General features: G+C 34.2%; 16 protein-coding genes and 3 tRNA genes. 11 read left to right on the forward strand and 8 right to left on the reverse strand.

From position 1 onward, the window contains the following. Window positions 1-626: 626 nt before the first annotated feature. The 3 genes from EOD40_RS16530 to EOD40_RS16540 form a co-directional block, all read right to left on the reverse strand. Window positions 627-700 (reverse strand) — tRNA-Arg (locus tag EOD40_RS16530). 29 nt (window positions 701-729) lie between these two features. Continuing rightward, a tRNA-Pro gene (locus EOD40_RS16535) sits at window positions 730-804 on the reverse strand. A gap of 13 nt (window positions 805-817) precedes the next feature. After that, a tRNA-Ser gene (locus EOD40_RS16540) sits at window positions 818-901 on the reverse strand. 252 nt (window positions 902-1,153) lie between these two features. Here EOD40_RS16540 and EOD40_RS16545 point away from each other — a divergent pair. Both EOD40_RS16545 and EOD40_RS16550 read left to right on the forward strand, forming a co-directional pair. Then, complete coding sequence (locus tag EOD40_RS16545; RefSeq protein WP_128197429.1) at window positions 1,154-2,332, forward strand: acetyl-CoA C-acyltransferase; 1,179 nt, start codon at window positions 1,154-1,156, stop codon at window positions 2,330-2,332. A gap of 13 nt (window positions 2,333-2,345) precedes the next feature. Beyond that, on the forward strand, window positions 2,346-3,107 hold the full coding sequence (locus EOD40_RS16550) for a C40 family peptidase (RefSeq protein WP_128197431.1): 762 nt from the start codon (window positions 2,346-2,348) through the stop codon (window positions 3,105-3,107). 52 nt (window positions 3,108-3,159) lie between these two features. Here EOD40_RS16550 and EOD40_RS16555 read toward each other — a convergent pair whose 3' ends face one another. Together EOD40_RS16555 and gyrA are read right to left on the reverse strand one after the other, a co-directional pair. Beyond that, complete coding sequence (locus EOD40_RS16555) at window positions 3,160-4,434, reverse strand: tetratricopeptide repeat protein (protein WP_128197433.1); 1,275 nt, start codon at window positions 4,432-4,434, stop codon at window positions 3,160-3,162. Window positions 4,435-4,474: 40 nt separating this feature from the next. After that, the gene (gene gyrA, locus EOD40_RS16560; RefSeq protein ID WP_128197434.1) at window positions 4,475-7,117 is read right to left on the reverse strand and encodes a DNA gyrase subunit A; all 2,643 of its coding nucleotides are present in this window, start codon (window positions 7,115-7,117) and stop codon (window positions 4,475-4,477) included. A gap of 256 nt (window positions 7,118-7,373) precedes the next feature. Between gyrA and EOD40_RS16565 the strand changes: the two genes are divergently transcribed. Next, entirely contained in the window at window positions 7,374-9,923 is a 2,550-nt protein-coding gene (locus tag EOD40_RS16565) for an ATP-dependent Clp protease ATP-binding subunit (RefSeq protein WP_128197436.1), read from the forward strand. Between the two features lie 147 nt (window positions 9,924-10,070). After that, window positions 10,071-11,462, forward strand: coding sequence for a 30S ribosomal protein S6--L-glutamate ligase (rimK, locus tag EOD40_RS16570; RefSeq protein WP_394343678.1), 1,392 nt, complete (start codon window positions 10,071-10,073; stop codon window positions 11,460-11,462). Here the strand turns inward: rimK and EOD40_RS16575 are convergent. The 3 genes from EOD40_RS16575 to EOD40_RS16585 form a co-directional block, all read right to left on the reverse strand. Continuing rightward, entirely contained in the window at window positions 11,443-12,291 is an 849-nt protein-coding gene (locus EOD40_RS16575) for an EamA family transporter (protein WP_128197439.1), read from the reverse strand. The two genes, rimK and EOD40_RS16575, sit on opposite strands and share 20 nt — an antisense overlap. A gap of 77 nt (window positions 12,292-12,368) precedes the next feature. Next, window positions 12,369-13,715, reverse strand: a complete 1,347-nt coding sequence (locus EOD40_RS16580) for an inorganic phosphate transporter (RefSeq protein WP_128197441.1) — start codon at window positions 13,713-13,715, stop codon at window positions 12,369-12,371. A 29-nt stretch (window positions 13,716-13,744) separates the two neighbouring features. After that, the gene (locus EOD40_RS16585) at window positions 13,745-14,389 is read right to left on the reverse strand and encodes a DUF47 domain-containing protein (protein WP_128197443.1); all 645 of its coding nucleotides are present in this window, start codon (window positions 14,387-14,389) and stop codon (window positions 13,745-13,747) included. A gap of 670 nt (window positions 14,390-15,059) precedes the next feature. Here EOD40_RS16585 and thrA point away from each other — a divergent pair. From thrA to EOD40_RS16620, 7 genes are all read left to right on the forward strand, one after another. Beyond that, on the forward strand, window positions 15,060-17,507 hold the full coding sequence (gene thrA / locus EOD40_RS16590; protein ID WP_128197445.1) for a bifunctional aspartate kinase/homoserine dehydrogenase I: 2,448 nt from the start codon (window positions 15,060-15,062) through the stop codon (window positions 17,505-17,507). Between the two features lie 80 nt (window positions 17,508-17,587). Beyond that, complete coding sequence (locus EOD40_RS16595) at window positions 17,588-18,508, forward strand: homoserine kinase (protein WP_128197447.1); 921 nt, start codon at window positions 17,588-17,590, stop codon at window positions 18,506-18,508. A 121-nt stretch (window positions 18,509-18,629) separates the two neighbouring features. Continuing rightward, on the forward strand, window positions 18,630-19,919 hold the full coding sequence (gene thrC / locus EOD40_RS16600; protein ID WP_128197449.1) for a threonine synthase: 1,290 nt from the start codon (window positions 18,630-18,632) through the stop codon (window positions 19,917-19,919). Between the two features lie 158 nt (window positions 19,920-20,077). After that, on the forward strand, window positions 20,078-21,100 hold the full coding sequence (locus tag EOD40_RS16605; protein WP_128197451.1) for a hypothetical protein: 1,023 nt from the start codon (window positions 20,078-20,080) through the stop codon (window positions 21,098-21,100). Next, window positions 21,097-22,701 carry a coiled-coil domain-containing protein gene (locus EOD40_RS16610; protein ID WP_128197453.1) on the forward strand — a complete coding sequence of 535 codons (1,605 nt, stop codon included), beginning with the start codon at window positions 21,097-21,099 and terminating at the stop codon, window positions 22,699-22,701. Before EOD40_RS16605 ends, EOD40_RS16610 begins: the two co-directional genes overlap by 4 nt. Before the next feature lie 177 nt (window positions 22,702-22,878). Then, entirely contained in the window at window positions 22,879-23,466 is a 588-nt protein-coding gene (locus tag EOD40_RS16615; protein WP_128197455.1) for a hypothetical protein, read from the forward strand. 154 nt (window positions 23,467-23,620) lie between these two features. Beyond that, window positions 23,621-23,965 carry a hypothetical protein gene (locus EOD40_RS16620; protein ID WP_128197457.1) on the forward strand — a complete coding sequence of 115 codons (345 nt, stop codon included), beginning with the start codon at window positions 23,621-23,623 and terminating at the stop codon, window positions 23,963-23,965. Window positions 23,966-23,980: the final 15 nt, after the last annotated feature.

The following is a 23,980-nucleotide window of genomic DNA, read 5'->3' on the forward strand; positions in this document are numbered from 1 at the left end:
CAAACTTTTTTAAACCTTTTTTTTAAAGAAATAAATCTCTAATTCCGATTTAATGTTTGTCAGTATTTTAAAGAACGTATGCGTTGTTGCGGGTGCAAAAGTAGAACCTTTATTCGTTTCTACAATAACTTTTCGAAACTATTTTGAAAGTATTTTTCAACACTCTGAAAACGTGGTTTTTATTTTTTAGCTTTTTTAGCGTTTGTAAGATTTTAAACAAACCAATACTGTTTTTAAACACAAACCTGTCTGCCGACAGGCAGAGAACACTAAGGAGACACAAAGCCCACAAAGGTTTTTCTAACAAACTATACTATTACATATATAGGACATATCACTATTTCAAGCACAACCCCTAGCCCCGATAGTAGTGAAAATCCTTTTGCGCCAACGTTCGATACAAAAGATTGAAACGGATAACGGGAAATAGCTTCAAAAAATCACTCTTATATATATATATATATATGCATAAAATCAACTCATTCAAAAACATAAAAAAACCCATCTCGTTTGGAACGAGATAGACTCAATAGATTAAAACAAATTCTGTTTCCTAAATTATCTAGTAAAAAACACGAAAAGCTATAAAACGCAAAAAACCCACTGAAAACAGTGGGTTTCTTAAGTGATCGCAGAAGGATTCGAACCTTCGACCGCCTGCTTAGAAGGCAGGTGCTCTATCCAGCTGAGCTATGCGACCATTTTTTTTAACTTAACGATAAAGTCTTGTCGGGGTGGCAGGATTCGAACCTGCGGCCTCCTGCTCCCAAAGCAGGCGCGATAACCGGGCTACGCTACACCCCGAGGCAAAATTAAGCGGAGAGACAGGGACTCGAACCCTGGCGACGATTACTCGTCGACAGATTAGCAATCTGCTCCATTACCGCTCTGGCACCTCTCCAAGCTCAAAGAACGTGTCTTGTTTTGCGGTTGCAAATGTAACACATCATCTCGTTTCTCACAACTATTTTCGCAGTTTTTTTATTATTTTTTTTTATAAAATCCTAAAAACTCTAACAATCAAATACATAGATTCAAATAAAATTAAAACTAATTTTCAAAAAAGAGAATCAACAAATGAAAATCTAAATTTTATACAAAAAAGAGTAAATTTGCTACAAGTATACATTTAAACATTATTTAAATTTAAGTCATGAGTAAAAGAGTCGTTATCGTTTCTGCCGTTAGAACACCTATCGGAAGTTTTATGGGAGCATTGTCAAATATTTCAGCCCCTAAACTTGGTGCCGCAGCAATAAAAGGCGCTTTAGATAAAATTAATCTAGACCCTGCTCTAATTGACGAAGTACTTATGGGTAATGTTATCCAGGCCGGTGTTGGACAAGCCCCCGCTCGTCAGGCTGCTATTTATGCCGGATTAAACACTACTGTTCCCTGTACTACCATAAATAAAGTTTGTGCTTCAGGAATGAAATCGGTCATGATGGCCGCTCAGGCTATTCAAGCTGGTGATGCTGAAATTATTGTGGCTGGTGGGATGGAAAACATGAGTTTAATTCCACATTATACCCATTTAAGAAACGGAACCAAATTTGGCCCAACCACTCTTATCGACGGAATGCAAAAAGACGGACTAATGGATGCCTACGACAATCAGGCGATGGGTGTTTACGCAGACCTATGTGCTACAGAATATAAAATTAGCAGAGAAGAACAGGATAATTATGCTATCGAATCTTACAAACGTTCGGCTGAAGCCTGGGAATCTGGGAAATTTAATAATGAAGTAGTTCCTGTTACAGTTCCTCAACGCAAAGGAGACACTATAATCGTTTCTAAAGACGAAGAATTCACTAATGTCAAATTAGATAAAATCCCTACTTTAAACCCTGTTTTTTCAAAAGATGGTACCATAACCGCAGCCAATGCTTCCACAATAAATGATGGAGCCGCCGCTTTAATATTAATGAGTGAAGAAAAAGCAGCCGAATTAAAACTAAAACCCCTAGCTTATATTAAAAGCTATGCCGATGCTGCACAAGAACCAAAATGGTTTACCACAAGTCCTGCTAAAGCCCTACCTAAAGCCTTGGAGAAAGCAGGAATCACAATCAACGATGTTGATTTTTTCGAATTCAATGAAGCCTTTTCAGTTGTTAGTTTGGCCAACATCAAAATTCTTGGTCTAGACAGCAAAAAAGTTAACGTCAACGGAGGAGCTGTTGCCCTAGGTCACCCTTTAGGCTGTTCTGGTGCCCGAATCATTGTAAGCTTACTAAATGTTTTGGAACAGAATAATGCAAAGATTGGAGCTGCTGCAATATGCAACGGAGGTGGCGGTGCTTCAGCAATTGTTATTGAAAGAATCTAAAAAAATATAATTAATGTTTGGAATCTGTAATTTAGCTATTATCCCACTTCGATTTGAGCCAAGTGACAAAAGTGAAATTGTTTCTCAAGTCTTATTTGGCGAACATTTTAAAATATTAGAAAAACACAAACAATGGTCCCGTATTAAATTACAATATGATGGCTATGAAGGCTGGGTAGATTCTAAACAATATCAAGAGATCTCCGAATCTAATTACGAACAATTATCCAAAGAAACCCTGATATTAAATTCGGATTTAATCGAATACATTACAGGACCTTCAAATACATTAATTCCTATTCCCTTGGGAGCCTCATTATCATTTTTGAACAATAATGAAATCAATACTCAGAATTATGAGTTTGAAGGCACAAAGGTAAACGGCATTAAAGACAAAAAAAACATAATCAGCACCTCTTACCTATACTTAAATGCCCCTTATTTATGGGGAGGAAAAACACCTTTTGGAATTGACTGTTCCGGTTTTACGCAAATGGTTTACAAATTGAATGGCTACAAACTTTTAAGAGATGCTTCGCAACAAGCTACACAGGGAGAAGCTTTGAGTTTTATTGAAGAAAGCGAGCCCGGTGATTTGGCTTTTTTTGATAACGAAGAAGGCAACATCATCCATGTAGGCATTATCATGGAAAACAATTACATCATTCACGCCAGTGGCAAAGTTAGAATCGATCGCATTGATCATTTGGGTATTTTTAATGCCGAAACCAATAAACACACCCACAAACTCAGAGTCATAAAAAAAATCATCTAAAAAAAACCTCTTTAAATATTTAAAGAGGTTTTTTTTAGCACTTATCTCAAGCTTATTTTTTCATTTTAGCTTTCAAAGCATTTTTCTCAGCAGTCATTTCTAATGCACCATAAACTCCTGAAAGCGTTTTAGCCACATCCATATTCTCCGGATCCAACTCATAAGCTTTTTGCAAATAAGGCAAAGTACTTCTAAACAAATCTTCTCTTTTCTTTTTCAATACTTCATAACGTTTTGTATCCTTATCAGAAGTACCTAATTTATTCATTTCTTCAATCAGCACTTTCTCATTTTGTAATTTTAAAACAGCTAAATTGATATAAGCATTTATATAATCAGGTTTGATTTCAACCGCTCTTTTATAATATTTCTCAGCCTCTGCATTATCATTTGCATTAGCAGAAATAACACCTAAATTATAAACCAATCCTGCATCATTAGGATTTTTTGCCAACACTTCGGTAATAATCTGTTTGTATTTATCGAAATCTTTAGTTTGCAAATACAAATTAGCCTCTGTTAACATCAATGAAGAATCATCAGGATTAGCTGTTCTGGCATCAGCAACCGCTTTTTTAGCTTCAGCAATTTGTCCTTTATCCACTAAAATAAGAGCCATGTTTTTGTAAATCTCTCCTCTTTTAGAAGGAATCTCTTCAGTTCTTGGCTTTTCATGAGTTCCTAATTTTACTGATCTGTCTCTTTCAGCAGCAGAAGCAAATCCAACCTCCTGACCATTTACCTTACTTGTAGCTAAATATTCTGTCCCTTTTCCTGAATAATTCAAACGTTTCAATTCATTATACAACTCCAGTGCTTTGTCATAATCTTTAGCACTTACATAAGTTGAAGCTGCATAATATAAATTGATTGTATCTTTTTTATCCAATTGATAAGCTTCATATAATTTTTTAGCTCCATCTAAATTATTATTGGCTTTAGTAGCCTCAACTCCACTATTGATCAATAAGTTTTTAATCATAGTAATCGAAGTCGCCGCTTGCGCAGAATACTTTAATTTTCCTGATTCTTTTTCGGCAGCAATCAGGCTTTTATATGCATCTGCTGCCAAAGTCATATTAGCATCCTTATCGATTTTTTTATTAACTAAATCCATGTGAGCATTTCCTTTTAAAAAGAAATACTGTGCTTTTTCTTCAGCCGAAGCATTAGTTATTACCGACTCAGCTCCTTTTAAAATTGTCAACACTTCGGCCATATCGCCCTTTTTCACTGCTTTCTCAGCAGCTTTCAATTCATCTTTCTGAGCAAAAGTAGCTACCGACAACACTAAAGCCGATGCCAACATTACATATTTACCTTTCATAAAATTTATTTTTTAATTTTTAATACTTTTTAATCACAATTTAAGCCTCATCATCGTCTTCAGAATCATCCTCTTCTTCGTCAAGAGTTTCTTCTTCATCGTCTTCATCATCTTCTACAGCTCCATCATCTTCAAGAACTTCCAAAACAGGTTTCACTCTTTCGATGGTCGCATCCTCAATAACATTTCCATCTTCATCAACTACTACCTGTTCTTCATCGTCTTTCATTACTTTGGCAACAGCTGCAATAGAATCATTTCCTTTCAGGTTAATCAGCTTAACACCTTGGGTTGCACGTCCCATTACACGTAAATCTTCAATAGCCATTCTAATGGTTAATCCTGATTTATTGATAATCATTAAATCATCGGCATCAGTAACAGCGCTTATCGAAATTAATTTTCCTGTTTTTTCTGTGATATTAAGTGTCTTAACTCCTTTTCCTCCACGATTGGTAATTCTATAAACATCTTCTCCATCTTCATCAACTAACTTAGTACGTTTTCCATATCCATTTTCAGTTACAACTAAAATTTGCGAATCGCTAATATCGTTCTTATCAACAGTAACCATACCAATTACTTCATCAGTATCATCTTTTAAAGTAATTCCACGTACTCCGGAAGCTGTTCTTCCCATCGGACGGGTTTTAGTTTCTTCAAAACGAACTAACTTACCAGACTTAACCGCCAGGATAATTTGGCTTTCACCATTAGTCAACTCAGCACCTAATAATTCATCACCTTCTTTAATTGTAATTGCAGCAACACCATTCACTCTAGGTTTAGAATATTTCTCTAAAGATGTTTTCTTAACCTGACCTTGCTTAGTTACCATAACTAAGTTATGCTTTTTAATATAGTCCTGATCTTTTAAATCCTGAGTACAGATGAAAGCTTTCACTTTATCATCATTCTCAATATTGATAAGATTCTGAATCGCTCTACCTTTAGCCGTTTTACTTCCTTCTGGGATTTCATAAACACGCATCCAGAAACATTTTCCTTTTTGCGTAAAGAACATCATATATTGATGATTTGTTGCCACAAACATGTGCTCTAAGAAATCCTGATCTCTTGTTCCTGCACTTTTTTGTCCTACCCCTCCTCTATTTTGAGTTTTATATTCTGTAAGATTGGTACGTTTGATATAGCCCGCATGCGAAATAGTGATTACCACATTCTCATCGGCAATTAAATCCTCGATACTTACATCACCTCCTGAATATTCAATTTGAGAACGACGAGCATCACCATACTTATCACGTATTTCAACTAATTCTTCTTTAATCAACTCGATTCGCAAATTAACATCTTCTAATAAAGCTTTCAAATGCTCAATTAACTTCATTAATTCATCAAACTCTGCTCTTAATTTATCCTGCTCCAGACCTGTCAATTGACGCAAACGCATTTCAACAATAGCTCTCGCCTGAATATCCGACAAATTAAATCTTTCAATTAATTTCTCACGGGCTTCTTCGGTATTTTTAGAACCACGGATTAAAGCAATTACTTCATCAATATTATCCGAAGCAATAATTAAACCTTCTAAAATATGTGCTCTTTCCTCTGCTTTACGCAATTCAAATCGAGTTCTACGGATAACCACATCATGACGGTGATCTACAAAATAATGAATCAAATCTTTCAAATTCAACATTTGCGGACGACCATTAACCAAGGCAATATTGTTTACACTGAAAGAAGATTGCAGTTGGGTATACTTATATAAGGTATTCAACACCACATTTGGCGTAGCATCGCGTTTCAAAATATAAACGATACGCATACCATTTCTATCCGATTCGTCACGGATATTAACGATACCTTCTATCTTTTTCTCGTTAACTAAATCAGCAGTACGCTTAATCATATCTGCCTTATTCACCTGGTATGGAATTTCGCTAACTACGATACATTCCCTACCATCAACTTCTTCAAAACCAACTTTGGCACGCATTACGACACGTCCTCTACCTGTTTTGAAAGCTTCACGCACCCCCTCATAACCATATATCACACCTCCGGTAGGAAAATCAGGAGCTTTGATATACGTCATTAATTCATCAACTTCTATATCATTATTGTCTATATAAGCCAGCGTACCATTAATTACCTCTGTTAAGTTATGTGGTGGCATATTAGTAGCCATACCTACCGCAATTCCTGTTGCTCCGTTAACTAATAAAGTAGGAACACGTGTTGGCATTACTTTTGGTTCATATAAAGTATCGTCAAAGTTCAATTGGAAATCAACTGTTTCTTTTTCGATATCTGCCATTATTTCTTCTGAGATTTTGCGCATTCTGGCCTCAGTATAACGCATCGCTGCCGGACTATCCCCATCTACAGAACCAAAGTTACCCTGACCGTCAACTAATAAATAACGCATGCTCCATTCCTGAGCCATACGAACCATGGCATCATAAACAGATGTATCTCCGTGTGGGTGATACTTTCCTAAAACTTCACCGACAATTCTCGCCGATTTTTTGTGAGCAGATCTTGAAGTTACTCCTAAATCATACATTCCATAAAGTACTCTTCGATGTACAGGTTTCAAACCATCTCTAACATCCGGAAGCGCTCTTGATACAATAACCGACATTGAATAGTCAATGTAAGCTGATTTCATTTCATCTTCAATGTTAATAGGAATTAACTTTTCTCCTTCTGACATAAGTTGTTATATTAAATAATTATATTCATTTCAAAACGTGCCAATATACGGATTTCTGAAATTTTTAAAAGCTTTTCAATACACTTATTTCAATGATTTATTAACAACTTAACAGTTGCTTTTGTTTAATAATTTAAAGCCAAATCCAAGCTTTTCTGCCTTTTTTTTTGTCTATTAGCTGACATAAGTACTTAGGTACGGTTTTTGTTTTTCAATTAGTAATTCACTAAATTTACACATACTAGAAATAAATATTATGGATGATAATTTTTCACCAAGAGTAAAAGATGTTATTACCTACAGTAAAGAAGAGGCTTTACGACTAGGTCATGACTTCATTGGGACTGAACACTTAATGCTTGGTATCCTTAGAGATGGTAATGGTAAAGCAATACAGATATTAAACAGTTTATCTATAGACCTCGATCATTTACGCAGAAAGGTAGAAATCCTAAGCCCTGCAATCCCTGGAATTGATAGTAATTTAGAAAAGAAAAACCTGCATCTGACTCGTCAGGCGGAGCGTGCGCTGAAAACTACGTTCCTGGAAGCCAAAGTTTTTCAGAGTCCCTCAGTTAGTACAGCTCATTTATTACTATGCATATTAAGAAACGAAAACGATCCTACAACCAAGCTACTCAATAAACTAAAAATAGATTATGATGTAGCCAAAGAACAATATTTAAATATGACACCAAGCGAAGAAGAATTCTTAGAAAACTTACCAAGAGCTACAGACTCTTACAATGACGATTTAGGACAAGATGACAGTTTAAAAGAAGGTAACTTCAACAATCCTGCAAATAAGTCTAACAAGAAATCTAAAACCCCTGTTTTGGACAACTTCGGTAGAGACTTAACCGAAATGGCAGAAGAAGGAAAACTGGATCCTGTTGTAGGACGCGAAAAAGAAATAGAACGTGTTTGTCAAATTCTAAGTCGTCGCAAAAAAAACAACCCATTGTTAATTGGTGAACCGGGAGTTGGAAAATCAGCTATTGCCGAAGGTTTAGCATTGCGTATTATCCAAAAGAAAGTATCCCGTATTCTTTTCAATAAACGTGTTGTTACCTTAGATTTAGCAAGCTTAGTTGCCGGTACTAAATACCGCGGACAGTTTGAAGAACGCATGAAAGCCGTGATGAACGAATTAGAAAAAAATGACGACATCATCCTTTTCATTGACGAAATTCACACTATCGTAGGAGCTGGTGGCGCTACTGGATCATTAGATGCTTCCAATATGTTTAAACCTGCTTTAGCCAGAGGTGAAATCCAATGTATTGGTGCAACAACATTAGATGAGTACAGACAGTATATCGAAAAAGATGGTGCTTTAGAAAGACGTTTTCAAAAAATTATTGTAGAACCTACTACTGTAGAAGAAACAATTACCATTTTGAACAATGTTAAAAACAAATACGAAGATCACCACAATGTTACTTACACTCCAGAAGCTATTGAAGCCTGTGTGAAATTAACAAACAGATATATGTCGGAACGTTTTTTACCGGACAAAGCTATCGATGCTATGGACGAAGCTGGTTCTCGCGTACACATTACTAACATTGAAGTTCCTAAAAAAATACTTGATTTAGAACGTCAATTAGAAGAAATTAGAGAATTAAAAAATGCTGTCGTTAAAAAACAGAAATACGAAGAAGCTGCTAAACTTCGCGATGATGAAAAACGTATCGAGAAAGATTTAGCAATCGCTCAGGAACAATGGGAAGAAGATGCTAAAAGCAACCGAATTCAGGTAACTGAAGACAATGTTGCTGATGTGGTTTCTATGATGACCGGAATTCCGGTAAATCGTATTGCACAAACAGAAAGCAATAAATTAGCTAAATTACCAGACCTTATCGAAAGTAAAGTTATTGGTCAAAAAGAAGCTGTGATTAAAATTGCCCGTTCAATCCAAAGAAACCGTGCCGGATTAAAAGATCCTAATCGTCCTATTGGTTCTTTCATTTTCTTAGGACAAACAGGAGTTGGAAAAACACAATTAGCCAAAGTTTTAGCTAAAGAATTATTCGATTCTGAAGATGCTCTGGTACGAATTGACATGAGCGAATACATGGAAAAATTTGCCATTTCCCGTTTAATTGGTGCGCCTCCAGGATACGTAGGTTACGAAGAAGGTGGACAATTAACCGAGAAAGTACGCAGAAAACCGTATGCTGTTGTTCTTTTAGACGAAATTGAAAAAGCACATCCGGACGTATTCAACATGTTATTACAAGTACTTGATGACGGTTATTTAACAGATAGTTTAGGTCGAAAAATTGATTTCAAAAACACTATTATTATCATGACTTCTAACGTAGGAGCAAGACAATTAAAAGATTTTGGTCAGGGAGTAGGTTTTGGAACTGCTGCCAAAGTAGCACAGGCTGATGACAATTCGAAAAGCATTATTGAAAACGCTTTGAAGAAAACATTTGCTCCTGAATTCTTAAACAGAATTGACGATGTAATTGTGTTTAACGCTTTAGAAAAAACCGATATTGATTTAATTATCGAAATCGAATTGAAAAAATTATATGCAAGAATAGCTGAATTAGGATACAATTTAAATCTTTCTGATAAAGCCAAAGCGTTTATTGCTGAAAAAGGTTTTGATAAACAATTTGGAGCAAGACCTTTAAAAAGAGCGATTCAAAAATATGTTGAAGACACACTTGCCGAAGAAATTATTACTTCAAAAATTACAGCTGGCGACGAAATCTTCATGGATATCGAAGATGGTTCTCAAGAACTAACTGTAAAAATTCACAAAACAGGAGAGGCTACCAATTTATAATCCAAGCCCTTCTCAACACCACATAAACCCGTTACGTTTTCATAACCTAACGGGTTTATTCTTTTAACACAATTCTCTTTTATTTAAAGAACAAATAACTACATTTGGCGTTTAACAAAACAGTCTAAAATTCAATAAAAAATCACAATGAATAAAGTTGTCGTAGGTAGCGAAGAATGGTGTTCTTTCCCTGAATTAGGAATCCCAACAATAAAAGCCAGAGTCGATTCAGGAGCAAAAACCTCTGCCCTGCACGCTATCAATATTGCGCCATTTATCAAACACGATTCCAATTGGGTTAAATTCGACATTAACCCTATCCAAAACAACTCTAAGACAATTATTCATTGCGAAGCACCTCTGATAGACAAAAGAATCGTAAAAAGCTCCAGCGGATTCCGAGAACAACGTTATGTCATTCAAACCAATCTTAAAATTGGAGATGCTACCTGGCCTATAGAAGTAACCCTAACCAATAGAGACACTATGGGTTTCAGAATGCTGTTAGGTCGCGAAGCCATGAGCGGAAGAGTTCTGGTTGATCCGGAGCAACAATTCCTCTTAGGACAACCTACCAATGACAGCCTGAAGGAAATCTACAAAAATTCAGAAAAAGCACCTAGCGGATTACGCATTGGCCTCCTGGCCAGCAATCCCGAACTATACAGTAACAAAAGAATCATGGAGGCCGGAGAAATGCGAGGTCATGAAATGCATTTCTTAAACATCAAGGAATGCTACATCAAACTGGACGCTAAAAAACCTGAAATTCATTATCGTGGTGGAAAAATCCTGAATGAATTTGACGCTATCATCCCTAGAATCCGACCAAGTATTACCTTTTACGGCTGTGCTTTAACACGTCAGTTTGAAGCTTTAAACGTATTTTGTTTAAACTCTTCAACTGCCATTACACAGTCCAGAGACAAACTATTTTCACTACAATTATTACTTCATAGCGGCATTGGAATTCCTACTACAGGATTTGCCAATTCGCCTTTGGATACTGACGATTTAATAAAAATGGTCGGAGGCTCCCCTTTAATAATTAAACTATTAGAAGGGACTCAAGGAAAAGGAGTCGTATTAGCCGAAACCAAGAAAGCTGCCGAAAGTGTTATTAACGCTTTCAAAAGTTTAAATGCCAATATTCTGGTTCAGGAATTCATCAAGGAAGCTAACGGAAAAGACATTCGTTGTTTTGTGATTGATGGTAAAGTGGTAGCATCCATTCAGCGTGAAGCAATGCCCGGTGAATTCAGGGCTAATATTCATCTTGGAGGAACCGCTTCCATTATAAAAGCTACTTCCGAAGAGAAAAAAATAGCCATTAAAGCGGCTAAAGCAATGGATTTAAAAGTTGCCGGCGTAGATATTATTCGTTCTACAAAAGGACCTTTATTACTTGAAGTAAATTCTTCTCCTGGTCTTGAAGGAATAGAAACAGCAACCAACAAAGACATTGCCGGCGAAATGATTAAGGCTATCGAAAAAAATTTCAAATTAGACGCTGCAAATCCTAAATCGAAAGAACAATAAACAATATGGATAACAGGGCTAAAACAAGCCCTGTATAATTCAGTTTTGACAATTTTTCTTTAAAAACAACTACCCCTACAATACTTCCGAGCAAGATCACTCCCATATTCATTCCGGCAAAAACTGTCGATGGATTTGTCGAGAAAACTTGGTGCGCTTTTAAATAAAACAATATATTTCCGAAGTTAAAACAACCAACCAAAAAACCTAAAAACAGATTGTTGACTGCGAAGGATTTCTTTTCAACTATCATTTCGTACAGCACCACACAAAACATAAAAAAGAAAGCAATACTAAAAATTACAAACAGGGAAGTTGTATAAGGCACCGCTGTAAAAGCAGCTACTTTTTTAAACAGAATATCAATAATACCAAAACCCAGAAACACCAAAACAGGATACTTTAAATCCGATTTGGTAGTGTCGGCAGTTTTATTCAACACACAAAACAAAGCCGAAAAACCAATTGCAATTCCGATTAATTTAGTAATCGAAAACACTTCCTTAAAAAGCAACCAAGCCGCTACAATAGACACAAACAAGGACAATCTTTGAGCCGCATCAGTCTTTACAATTCCAATACTTTTGATAGAAGCAATCAAAAACAGGAAAACTACAGGCAACAAAATCCCCAAACTCAAATACAGAGAAAAAGGAGTTTCAGCACTAATGTTTTTTACATCAGGAGAAAAAACAACATAACAAAGTAATAAGGCAAAAATGTAATTGAATAATACTATTTGCTTTGCATTGGCTGACCATTTTCGGGCTATTTTAAAAATCACTCCTACCGAAACACTACATACAATACTCAATAACAAATACAACATAAAAACTAACTTTAAAGCTCAAAAACACAAAAGCCATCCGACGCGTCAGATGGCTTTCTATATTTTATAATCTAATTTTACAAGAAAATATTTAAAATGTAATAACAAATTGCTGCTAAAAATGCTGAAACAGGAATAGTCAATACCCAGGCCCATAACAAACTTACAGTCACCCCCCAACGAACAGCCGAAACACGTTTGGTCAAACCAACTCCGATAATCGATCCTGTAATGGTATGTGTTGTACTTACCGGCACTTTAAAATGTTCTGTAAAATAAAGTGTCAAAGCACCTGCCGTTTCAGCCGCAACCCCTTCAAAAGAAGTTACTTTGGTAATCTTGGAACCCATTGTTTTTACAATTTTCCAACCACCACTTAATGTTCCAACAGCAATAGCAGTATAACAAGCTAAAGGAATCCATTCCGGCATTGTTCCTTTTATTCCTTTATCATCATCCGGAAGAACTACTTGTAACCAATCTGGAAGACTTACAATGTCAACACCACTGGTTTTAATATAAACCGCTACTGCAGCCGCAATAATACCCATTACTTTTTGCGAATCGTTTCCTCCGTGACCTAAACTAAAAGCTGCCGAAGATAATAATTGCATTTTTTTCAAAACTGCTTCAGATTTGTGTAAATTTAAACTACTAAATACTAAAGCAAATATTGAAATTGACAATATGATAAAAGCTACCAAAAACCATTTAATATTGTGTGATTCAAAAACTACACTCCAAAAATGAGATTCGAAACGAGGTTTTTCGATATCAGCAAAAGAAACTAACTCACCATTAACGAACCAGATAGTTGCAATCATTAATGCTACTGTAAATATCTTAGGGCCAATTTTTTTTCGCGAAGCATTCAATAACCAAATCGATATAAAATAAGAAGCTAACACTCCTAATAAAGGTGCCAAAACAATAAAAGCAATAATGATAACAACCCCCGAAGGCATCCCACCGTCTTTTCCTGCTTTGTACCAGCTTACAATATCATACCAATGCTTAGTATGTTCTACTCCATCTTCAATAATAGTATAATCTGAAAATCCGTGTATTGCAATCGCATGAGCAATCGCTGCTCCTGCAAAACCTCCAATTAAAGTATGTGATGAACTGGAAGGTATCCCTTGCCACCAGGTAATTAAATTCCAAACGATGGCCGCAACAACTCCCGCAAGAATTACGGTTAAATTAATTTGGCTGGCATCAGCAGTTTTTGCGACTGTATTAGCCACTCCTAAACCAAAAACCCAATAGGCCAGAAAATTAAAAAAAGCAGCCCAAACAACTGCCTGAAAAGGAGTCAATACTTTTGTAGCAACTACCGTTGCAATAGCATTAGCAGCATCATGAAAACCGTTTATGTAGTCAAAAATAAGTGCTAAAACTATAATTGTGATAAGTAAAGTCATACGTGATTACTTCAAAAGAATAATTAAATTTAAGAATGTTTAACCGAAATAGATTCTAAAACGCTCGCTACACTCTTACATTTGTCAGTAGCCGATTCCAAAATAGATAATACTTCTTTGTATTTAATGATGCTCTTAGCGTCAGTTTCGTTTTCAAAAATTTCAAAAACAGCTTTATTATAAACATTATCCGATTTGTTTTCTAACTTAGAAATCTTAGCACAAGCCGCTTTAATTTTGTGTGCGTTTTTAAAATCTCTCAATTCTTTTACCGCAATTTCGATATTCTGACAAGCTTCAAGGTTAATCTCTGTCAATTTTCGAATTGATTTAGTAATCTTATCTACCTGATACAAGCGCATGATACTTGAAGCACCGTGCAAACGATCAGCAACATTATCAATAGAAGTTACCAATGAATGAATATCTTCACGGTCAAATGGAGTAATAAAGTTTTTACTCAACTCTAAATTTGTCTGACGTGTAATATCTTCTCCTTTTTGCTCTAATTCATCAATTTTATGAAAAAGAACTTCTCTTTCTTTTAAAGGAAGGTTTACAGCTTCGTGTAAATTAGAAGCCAACTCAATCAAATTGCTAGAAGCTTCTTCAAAAAGTGGAAAGAATTTTTTATCCTTTGGTACTAAAAATTGGAAAATACTGTTTATTGACATTTTTTGCTTTATTTTTTAGATAGCAAAAATACTTTTTTTTATTTCATGTTAAAGTTATTTCAAAAATTAATACTCCTAAAATCTTAAAATTTCATGCTCTCGTCAGTTCGAATGTTTTTTACGCAATGATAACTAAGCGAAAAAACATATCAAAAACGTCCGTTCGAGTGAGTTTTCAGAAAATGCGAACAGCTTTTTCTAAAAATTTGTATCGAGAACCCTTTTTAAGCATTTCATTAACAGCATTAAATCAAAGACGTGACTTCTTTTCAAACTTCTACTCATTAATCCCAAAGTTTCAAAACACATTCTTAACCTATTATTTTTCACAAAAAACAAGCTATTTCAAAAAATTTAAAGCCGAATCGCTATAATTAAAGACAGTAAAAACATATATTTGCTCTTTTTTTAAAATTATTCACAAAAACCAAATAAAGGTTTTTGCTTTTTATAAAAAACTGTATTTTTGGGAACTATTATGACAAACAACAGAACTACATATCACTCTTCGATAAAAACTCAAATTTGGGTTTCAGTTTCTGTTACAACTACTACTACCCCTTAGGGGTATTCATCATTACATATAATCCTGATTGATACATACTTTTTTATTAGAAGAAAGGTGTTGGGTGTATATAAAATATTGCATTTTTAAAATAAAACAAACAAAATGAAAGTATTAAAATTTGGCGGAACTTCGGTAGCCAATGCAAAAAATATAAAACTAGTTTTAGATATTGTTCTCAACAAAGCTAAAAAGGACAAACTAATTGTTGTTGTTTCTGCCCTTAGCAAAGTAACTGATTTATTGCAATTAGCAGCTTCAAAAGCCGCTTCAAATGATGAAACATACAAAGACATCGTTGCTGAAATCGAGAAAAAACACTTAGACGCTTTAAAAGAATTAATTCCTGTAAGCGAACAAAGCAGTTTATTAAGCCACATTAAAAGAATCATCAACCACCTTGAAACTATTTTAGATGGTTGTTTCCTTCTTGGCGAATTATCTGCAAGAACATCTGATACTATTTTAAGTTTTGGCGAATTACTTTCATCCTACATCATTGCCGAATCTTTAAAGCAAAACCTTAAAAACAGCAGTTACAAAGATAGCCGTGAGTTGATTAAGACCAACAACAATTACGGAAAAGCAGCCGTAAACTTTGAAGTAACTAACTTATTAACTACTACATTTTTTAGTTCGAATGACTCTCAGGTAGTGGTTATGCCTGGATTTATAGCTTCTTCTTTAGACGAAATCAATACAACTTTAGGTCGTGGTGGATCAGATTACACTGCAGCTATTATGGCTGGAGCTTTAAATGCTACTGAACTGGAAATCTGGACTGACGTAAACGGAATGTTTACTGCTAATCCTAAAATTGTAAAACAAGCCCAGCCTATTGCATCTATCTCCTATCAGGAAGCGATGGAGTTATCGCATTTTGGAGCTAAGGTTTTATACCCGCCAACAATCCAACCGGTATTAAGAAAGAATATTCCAATTCATATCAAAAACACTTTCGAACCGGAAGCTGAAGGAACTTACATTTCTGATGTTTCTACTTCGAATGGAAATCCGGCAAGAGGAATCAGTCATATTGACAATATTACTTTGATTACACTGGAAGGTCCTGGGATGATAGGTGTTTCGGGTTCATCAAAAAGACTTTTCGAAGTTTTATCGAATGAAAGCATCAACGTAATTTTCATCACTCAGGCTTCTTCTGAGCATTCTATTTGCATCGGAATCTTAAATAGTGACGCCGAAGTTGCCGAAAATGCCATCAACAAAGCATTCGAAATCGAAATTGCACAAAACAAAATCGACCCATGCATTGTTGAGAAAAACCTTTGCATCATTGCATTGGTAGGTGAAAACATGAAAAACCACCAGGGACTAAGCGGAAGAATGTTTAGTACTTTGGGTAAAAATAACGTGAACATCAGAGCGATTGCCCAAGGTGCTTCCGAAAGAAATATCTCGGCAGTAATTAACGAAAGAGACGTTAAAAAAGCCCTGAACACTTTACACGAAAACTTCTTTGAGGAAAACACCAAACAGCTGAATTTATTCGTAATGGGGGTTGGAAATGTAGGTGAGAAATTCATCGAGCAAATCCACCAACAAAAGAAATTCTTAAAAGAAAATCTTAAAATCAATGTTCGCGTAATTGCCTTGTCTAATTCAAGAAAAATGCACTTTGATGACGATGCCATTGATTTAGACTCATGGCAAACAGCTCTTGACAACGGAGAAACAGCTAACAAAGAATTATTTCTGGAAAAAGTAGCTGCGTTAAATTTACGTAACTCTATTTTTGTAGATATTACTGCCAATGCTGATGTGGCTGCTACTTACGAACACTTTTTAAGACAAAGTGTTGGTGTGGTAACTTGTAACAAAATTGCCTGTGCTTCGGCTTATGACAATTACAAAAATTTGAAAAAATTATCAAGACAATACAATGCCCCTTTCTTATTTGAAACCAATGTGGGTGCAGGATTGCCAATTATCGATACCGTTAAAAACTTAATCGCTTCAGGTGATAAAGTGCATAAAATCCAGGCGGTTTTATCAGGAAGTTTGAACTTTATCTTTAACAATTTTGACGAAAACAACTCGTTCCATGATGTAGTTAAAGAAGCAGGAGTTCAAGGATTTACAGAACCTGATCCAAAGATTGACTTAAGTGGAATTGACGTTGCCAGAAAAATTCTGATTTTAATTCGCGAAAGCGGTTATAAAATGGAAATTGAAGATATTGAAAACCAGGCTTTCTTACCAAAGGAATGCATGGACACTAAAAACAACGAGGAGTTTTTCAAATCGTTAATTACCTACAACAGTCATTTTGAAGGTATTTTGGCAGAAGCAAAACAAAAAGACAGCAGATTGAAATTTGTGGCTCAATTTGAAAATGGAAAAGCAAGCGTAGGTTTGCAATTCATCCCAAAAGACCATCCTTTCTACAACTTAGAAGGAAAAGACAATATTGTTTTATTCTTCACTGACCGTTACGTAGACCAACCTTTATTGATAAAAGGTGCCGGTGCCGGAGCAGCGGTTACAGCTTCGGGAATTTTTGCCGATGTAATTAGAATAGGAAACGTATAATGTAGTTTAAAGTTTTTAGTTGATGGTTGATAGCTAAAATCAACCGACAACCAACAACTGACAACCAACAACATAAATTTATGAATGAAGTAAAAGTATTTTGCCCTGCAACTATTGCCAACCTTTCCTGCGGATTTGATGTCCTAGGATTGTGTTTAGACAATGTAGGTGACGAAATGATTGTTCGAAAAACAACTGAAAAAGGCGTTCGCATCAGCAAAATTGAAGGTGCTAATTTACCTTTGGAAGCCGAGAAAAACGTTGCGGGAGTAGCTTTATTAGCAATGCTGGAAGAAGTAGATGCCGATTTTGGTTTCGAAATCGAAATTTACAAACACATCAAAGCCGGAAGCGGTATTGGTAGTTCGGCTGCCAGTTCAGCGGGAGCAGTTTTTGCTGCCAACGAATTATTAGGCAATCCGTTCTCCAGAAAAGAATTAGTGAAATTTGCAATGCAAGGCGAAAAATTGGCTTCAGGAAATGCCCATGCCGATAACGTTGCTCCTGCCCTTTTAGGCGGATTCACGTTGGTTAGAAGTTCAAATCCTTTGGATATTATCAAAATTGATAGCCCTGACGAATTGTTTGCAACGGTAATTCACCCGCAAATTGAATTGAAAACATCGGATGCCCGTTCGGTATTAAAACAAACCGTTTCCCTAAAAAGTGCTATTACCCAATGGGGAAATGTGGGAGGATTAGTTGCCGGATTGTACACTCAAGATTACGATTTAATTGGACGTTCACTGCATGACGAAATTGTAGAACCGTTACGCAGCGTATTAATCCCTGGTTTTGACTTAATCAAACAATCGGCTTTAGAAAACGGAGCTTTAGGTTCAGGAATTTCAGGTTCCGGTCCTTCTATTTTTGCATTAAGCAGAGGAAAAGAAACCGCCGAAAAAATTGCCAAAGGCATGAGTGTGGTTTACGATACGATGAATTTACCTTATGAAATTCATGTGTGTAAAGTAAATGATACCGGAATGAAAGTAATTTAGTCCCTAGTACTTAGTCCTTAGCCTTTAGTAAAAAACTAAGGACTAAGGACTAACTGCTAAGGACTCATAAAAAATAAATCTAAGGACTAAGTACTAATAAACTAAGGACTATTATAAAAAAATGAAATATTACAGTTTAAACCATAACGCACCAAAAGTTTCTTTTCAGGAAGCCGTAATACAAGGATTAGCAGCCGATAAAGGATTGTATTTTCCGGAAAGCATCACTGCGCTTCCACAATCTTTTTTTGACAATATTGAGAATTTAAGTCATGAGGAAATTGCTTTTGAAGCGATTCAGCAATTTGTTGGTGACGAAATCCCAACAGAAACCCTAAAACAAATCATTGCCGAGACTTTATGTTTTGACTTTCCTGTGGTTCCTGTAGAAAACGGAATCTATTCTCTGGAATTATTCCACGGGCCTACTATGGCGTTTAAGGATGTTGGAGCGCGTTTTATGTCGCGTTGTCTGGGTTATTTTAACAAAGACAAAAAAGACAATACCAATACTGTTTTGGTAGCTACTTCCGGAGATACCGGAGGAGCTGTTGCCAGTGGTTTCCTTGGCGTACAAGGAGTTGAAGTGGTGATTCTTTATCCTTCAGGAAAAGTAAGCGACATTCAGGAAAGACAATTAACTACGCTGGGACAAAACATCAAAGCACTGGAAGTGGATGGTGTTTTTGACGATTGCCAGGATATGGTGAAGAAAGCATTCTTAGATGAAAGTCTGGCACATAAAAACCTGACTTCGGCGAACTCGATTAATATTGCACGCTGGTTGCCACAGATGTTTTATTTCTTCTTTGCTTACAAAGCCCTGAAGTCACAAAACAAACCTTTAGTTTTCTCTTGCCCAAGTGGGAATTTCGGTAATATCTGCGCGGGTATTATCGCCAAGAAATTAGGATTAAACATTGAGCATTTTGTTGCCTCAACTAATGTTAATGATACTGTTCCAAGATTTTTAACTAACGGGATTTACGATCCAAAACCATCTATTGCAACCATTTCAAATGCGATGGACGTAGGTAACCCAAGTAACTTTATCCGTATTCAGGAAATGTATGGAAACGATTTGGAACAATTTAAAAAAGATTTCTCTTCTTATACTTATACTGACGAAGAAACTTTAGTAGCCATGAAAAACATATACAACACCGATGGTTACATTGCCGAACCACACGGAGCCGTAGGTTATTTAGGTTTGAAAAAAGAATTGGAAAATTACCCGAACGCTATTGGGGTTTTCTTAGAAACTGCTCATCCTATCAAATTTTTAGATGTGGTAGAACCGGCTTTAGGAGTAACATTGCCTATTCCAACTCAAATTGAAAGCGTACTGAACAAAGAAAAAGTAAGTACTAAAATCAAAACTTATGACGAATTGAAAGCCTTTTTAGGATAAGATTCAAAATACAGATATACAAACGGCTATAGAGAAATCTTTAGCCGTTTTTTTGTGGTTTTTTATTTACATTTAATTAGTTTTATGTAAGTAAAATTACTATGTTTGAAAAAATCAATTAGAAATTAGTTTTTCTAAAAAAATAATAAAGGATTTAAATGACATACACTTTTAGAAATACTGAAAAAAATAATGAAAAAGCTTCAGTTTTTGAGACTAAATCACTTTTATATTTGATTGGTCAAAGAAAAGACAAAAAGGAAATTTTCCACGTCACATTTGATTGTTTTAATGATGTTAGTGGTTTAAACCAGAATTTTGATAAAATTTGGGATGTCCAATCTAAGAATGAAAAAAACTTAACACCAAAGAAAATTGGTAAATACTTCTATACTTTATTTGATAATTATATTTCTGGATTTTCTTTTCATGAATTCATTTTCTTTACTCAGGAATTAAATGAAATATATAAAATAAATACAAAGTTAAGAGAATATAATTATAAAAATTTTGAGCAAAAAACAGCATCAAGAATTACAAATGGGTTAAACGAAGAAATTATTCGAGTTAAGGGGAATTCAAAATCATATCAAACAGAAATTAATGCATTTCTTGATAAAGTAATTATAATCGAAGATTCGAAGACAGAACTTGAGTATATTAAATCCATAACCAAATTCAAAAATAAGGATGTAAAACCCATTGATTTTTACAATAACTTTTTTAAAGAATTAAGGGATTTACAATCCAGTAAAAAAAATTCATGTATTGAAGACCAAACAATAATAAATGTCAGTGATGTTATTAATCTTCAAAGACATTTATCTTCAAAAGATATTGAAACACTTATAATAAGCAGAATAATTGGATGTGAAGTTTTTAAATTTAAATCGATTCCAAAACCTTTTTTTAATGTAATAAAACATTTGGATATTGAAGACCTTGAAGATTTATTACAGGATTGTAATTCAAATCTTTCACTAGCTTTTTTCAATAAAAATTCAAATAGACCTTTTTGGAATACATGTGAAAAAATATTAGAATTTTTGGAGACAAACCTAACTCAAGATGTTGAATTTGTTTTTACAAATGTATTTAATCCATATACTCAAAAAATAAGTTATTTAAATGAAATAACAATAAAATATCTAATATCAATTATAATAGAAGGAAAACAATGATTATAAAAACCGTAGCATTAGGCAATAAAAATGAAGCTTTTATAGAAAATAAATTTTCCGACAAAACAAATATTATATTCAGCAATGAAAATAACAGAGGTAAAACCCTTGTCATGCAGGGAATTTTACATTCTATAGGTTATGACTCAATATTTCCGACAGGATTCATAGCAAAAAATTATTTTTTCTATTCAGAAATAATAATTAACGATAAAACATTCGAATTTTTAAGAAAAGGAAACTCAATAATCGTTTTAAACAATGAAGATTCTATTTTATTTAATAGTATCACTGAATTTAAGTATTATTTTGACAAAGAAATTATCAAACTGCCAGAAATTGTAAAAGATGGTCAATTAAAAAAAGTTGATTTAAGTCTACTGTATGAATTATTTTTTTTAGGACAAGATAAAAGAAATACTTCTAATTTAATCTCAAAAGGGCAAAATAATAAGGTTGATTTTTTAAACATGATCTATTCTATAGTTGGTGTAAAAGAAGCTATTATAGATTCCTCTGAAATTGAAAATTTAAAAAATCAAAAAAACAACTTAAAAATTGAGATTAAAAACGAACAGAAAAAAATATCAATCTTAAAAAGAAATCCCGATTTAGCTGTTCAAATCAGCTCCACAGGAAATATAGAAGAATATAAAAAACAAGCTCTCGAATTAAAAGACTTAAACAATAAAATCACAGAAATAAAAAAGAAAAGAAATAGAGAAGAAAACAGAAAAATTAAATTAGAATCTCTATTCTTTGAATTAAACTCTCTTAATAGAAATCTCAATGAGGGTAAAGTTCGTTGTGCAGATTGCGGTAGTAAACAAATAATATTTACAAACGAAGATTTTGATTTTGATGTAAGTAATGATTTTGTAAGACAAAAAATCCTAAACTCAATTAAAGAAAATATCCAAATTAAAAAAGAAATTATTCGAGAGTTCAATATTTCTATCGAATCTGAACAGGAAAACATCATAAATCTACTAGCAAATATTAAAGAACCTGAAGCAAAAAATTATATTCTTTTCGAGGATGATATTAATAATTCTACAGATATTGATAAAAAGGTAAGAGACTTAGAATATAAATTAGAAGAAATTGAAAATCAAATAAGTTCTAATACTACTAGGGCAACAACTAACATTTCAATGAAAAGTGATACAAAGAAAAGAATCCTCGATTCAATGAAAGAGTATTACGAATATCTCGGCGAAAATGGAAGATTAGAATTTGATGATGTGTTTACTAAAGTTGGTGAAACCTATTCAGGAAGTGAAACCCAAGAATATTATTTTTGTAAACTATTAGCCATAAATAATATTTTAAATCATGACTATCCTATAATAATTGATTCATTCAGAGAAGGTGAATTATCAACATCAAAAGAGGAAAAAATGATAACTCAATATAAAAAACTTGAAAAACAAGTTATTTTAACTTCTACTCTAAAAAAAGAGGAATATAATTCAAATAAATATTTCCTTATTGATGGTATTAATGTTATTGATTATTCAAACATCCCTGATAGTAAATTATTAAGTGAAAATTATTTATCCGATTTTAAAGAAATATTGAATAAATTTAATTTACAATAATTTTATAACCCCCGATAGTGCGGATTTTTAATCCGTGCCCACAAAGATGAACAAATAGAAATACTTTGTAGAGTTACTGGATGAGATTGCTTCGCCAGTTCGCTATCACTCGTGTCCTCATTCTTCGGAATGACAAGCTTGCGAGTAATCCTTCCCTAATAAAATAAAAAACAAAACATGAAAAAGAACTTAATTTTAATAATTGGATTTTGCTGCTTTACAATGATGTCCTTTACAATGAATGATATTATTGATTTTCTATCAACAGGCACTGAATTGAATTTCAATAACGAAAAGTATGAGTTAGCCTGGAGTTCCCATCCTAATGCTACTTATTTCAAACAAGAATACCTTCGAAAATCAGACAAACTGGAAAAATATGAAAAAATGCTTATGGTGGAAGCCATAAAAACCACTTTGAATCCTGAAAATGTGAGCCAAATGAAAATCAACGAGCTTACTAACATAAAAAAGGTCAATCCGATAGTCAGTTTCAAACAAGTACAAGTATCCAATCAAAACGACAAAATCATTTCGTTTACTATTAGTGGAGGAAATATTCTGGAATGGAATGTGTACAGGTACCAGCAACAGCAAGCGGGAAAGGAGAACATGATTATTCTATATGCCTATTCTTACAGAAACTACGCTTCAACCAAAGAAGACGTGACAAAGTTTATGGACTATGTCAAGAATAATGAGAACAAAATGATTGAAACGATTACTAAAACCAACATACCAAAAGTTAAAATAAATCAATCATAAAAAACAGCCTAAGCTATTTTAGACAATTAACTTTTTATAAACAGTCAATCGCTATAAATAAGTTATATTTGGGTTCTATTTTCATACAATTTTGAGACCTCTTTTTAACTTCTTTTTATTCACATACTATACTTTAGGTATCATTTGTTTGCCAATGGGGGATTTTTCAACCTTGGTACATTTACCTGAAATGTATAGTCATTGCAAAGAAACGGAAGATCCTGATTTGAATATTTGTGATTTTATAGGGGAACATCTGATGAATTTAGACGGAATTTTTGAAGCTCATGAAAGTGAAAAAGATGACGATAAACCCCATCAAACTGTAGACTTCGTATCACTAAATCAAGTAACACAATTAGCACAGAAAATAACTTTTTTTGAATTTAAGAACAATAATCCTTTTGTTGCTTCCTACCAAATAGAAGCCATTGAATTCAAAAATCAGATTTATTTATACAATCCTAATTTTTCTATTTTCCGCCCTCCGATAGTTTAATTCTTAATTTGTATT

The organism is Flavobacterium sufflavum (assembly GCF_004016525.1).
GTDB classification, from domain to species: Bacteria; Bacteroidota; Bacteroidia; order Flavobacteriales; family Flavobacteriaceae; genus Flavobacterium; species Flavobacterium sufflavum.

Excerpts from the sequence above, each read along its gene's own strand:
- thrA (WP_128197445.1), top strand. The coding sequence starts at position 15,060 with ATGAAAGTATTAAAATTTGGCGGAACTTCGGTAGCCAATGCAAAAAAT.
- EOD40_RS16610 (WP_128197453.1), top strand. The coding sequence starts at position 21,097 with ATGATTATAAAAACCGTAGCATTAGGCAATAAAAATGAAGCTTTTATA.
- EOD40_RS16580 (WP_128197441.1), bottom strand. The coding sequence starts at position 13,715 with ATGACTTTACTTATCACAATTATAGTTTTAGCACTTATTTTTGACTAC.
- EOD40_RS16555 (WP_128197433.1), bottom strand. The coding sequence starts at position 4,434 with ATGAAAGGTAAATATGTAATGTTGGCATCGGCTTTAGTGTTGTCGGTA.
- EOD40_RS16545 (WP_128197429.1), top strand. The coding sequence starts at position 1,154 with ATGAGTAAAAGAGTCGTTATCGTTTCTGCCGTTAGAACACCTATCGGA.
- gyrA (WP_128197434.1), bottom strand. The coding sequence starts at position 7,117 with ATGTCAGAAGGAGAAAAGTTAATTCCTATTAACATTGAAGATGAAATG.
- EOD40_RS16575 (WP_128197439.1), bottom strand. The coding sequence starts at position 12,291 with ATGTTGTATTTGTTATTGAGTATTGTATGTAGTGTTTCGGTAGGAGTG.
- EOD40_RS16565 (WP_128197436.1), top strand. The coding sequence starts at position 7,374 with ATGGATGATAATTTTTCACCAAGAGTAAAAGATGTTATTACCTACAGT.
- EOD40_RS16620 (WP_128197457.1), top strand. The coding sequence starts at position 23,621 with ATGGGGGATTTTTCAACCTTGGTACATTTACCTGAAATGTATAGTCAT.
- EOD40_RS16585 (WP_128197443.1), bottom strand. The coding sequence starts at position 14,389 with ATGTCAATAAACAGTATTTTCCAATTTTTAGTACCAAAGGATAAAAAA.
- EOD40_RS16550 (WP_128197431.1), top strand. The coding sequence starts at position 2,346 with ATGTTTGGAATCTGTAATTTAGCTATTATCCCACTTCGATTTGAGCCA.
- thrC (WP_128197449.1), top strand. The coding sequence starts at position 18,630 with ATGAAATATTACAGTTTAAACCATAACGCACCAAAAGTTTCTTTTCAG.
- EOD40_RS16605 (WP_128197451.1), top strand. The coding sequence starts at position 20,078 with ATGACATACACTTTTAGAAATACTGAAAAAAATAATGAAAAAGCTTCA.
- rimK (WP_394343678.1), top strand. The coding sequence starts at position 10,071 with ATGAATAAAGTTGTCGTAGGTAGCGAAGAATGGTGTTCTTTCCCTGAA.
- EOD40_RS16595 (WP_128197447.1), top strand. The coding sequence starts at position 17,588 with ATGAATGAAGTAAAAGTATTTTGCCCTGCAACTATTGCCAACCTTTCC.
- EOD40_RS16615 (WP_128197455.1), top strand. The coding sequence starts at position 22,879 with ATGAAAAAGAACTTAATTTTAATAATTGGATTTTGCTGCTTTACAATG.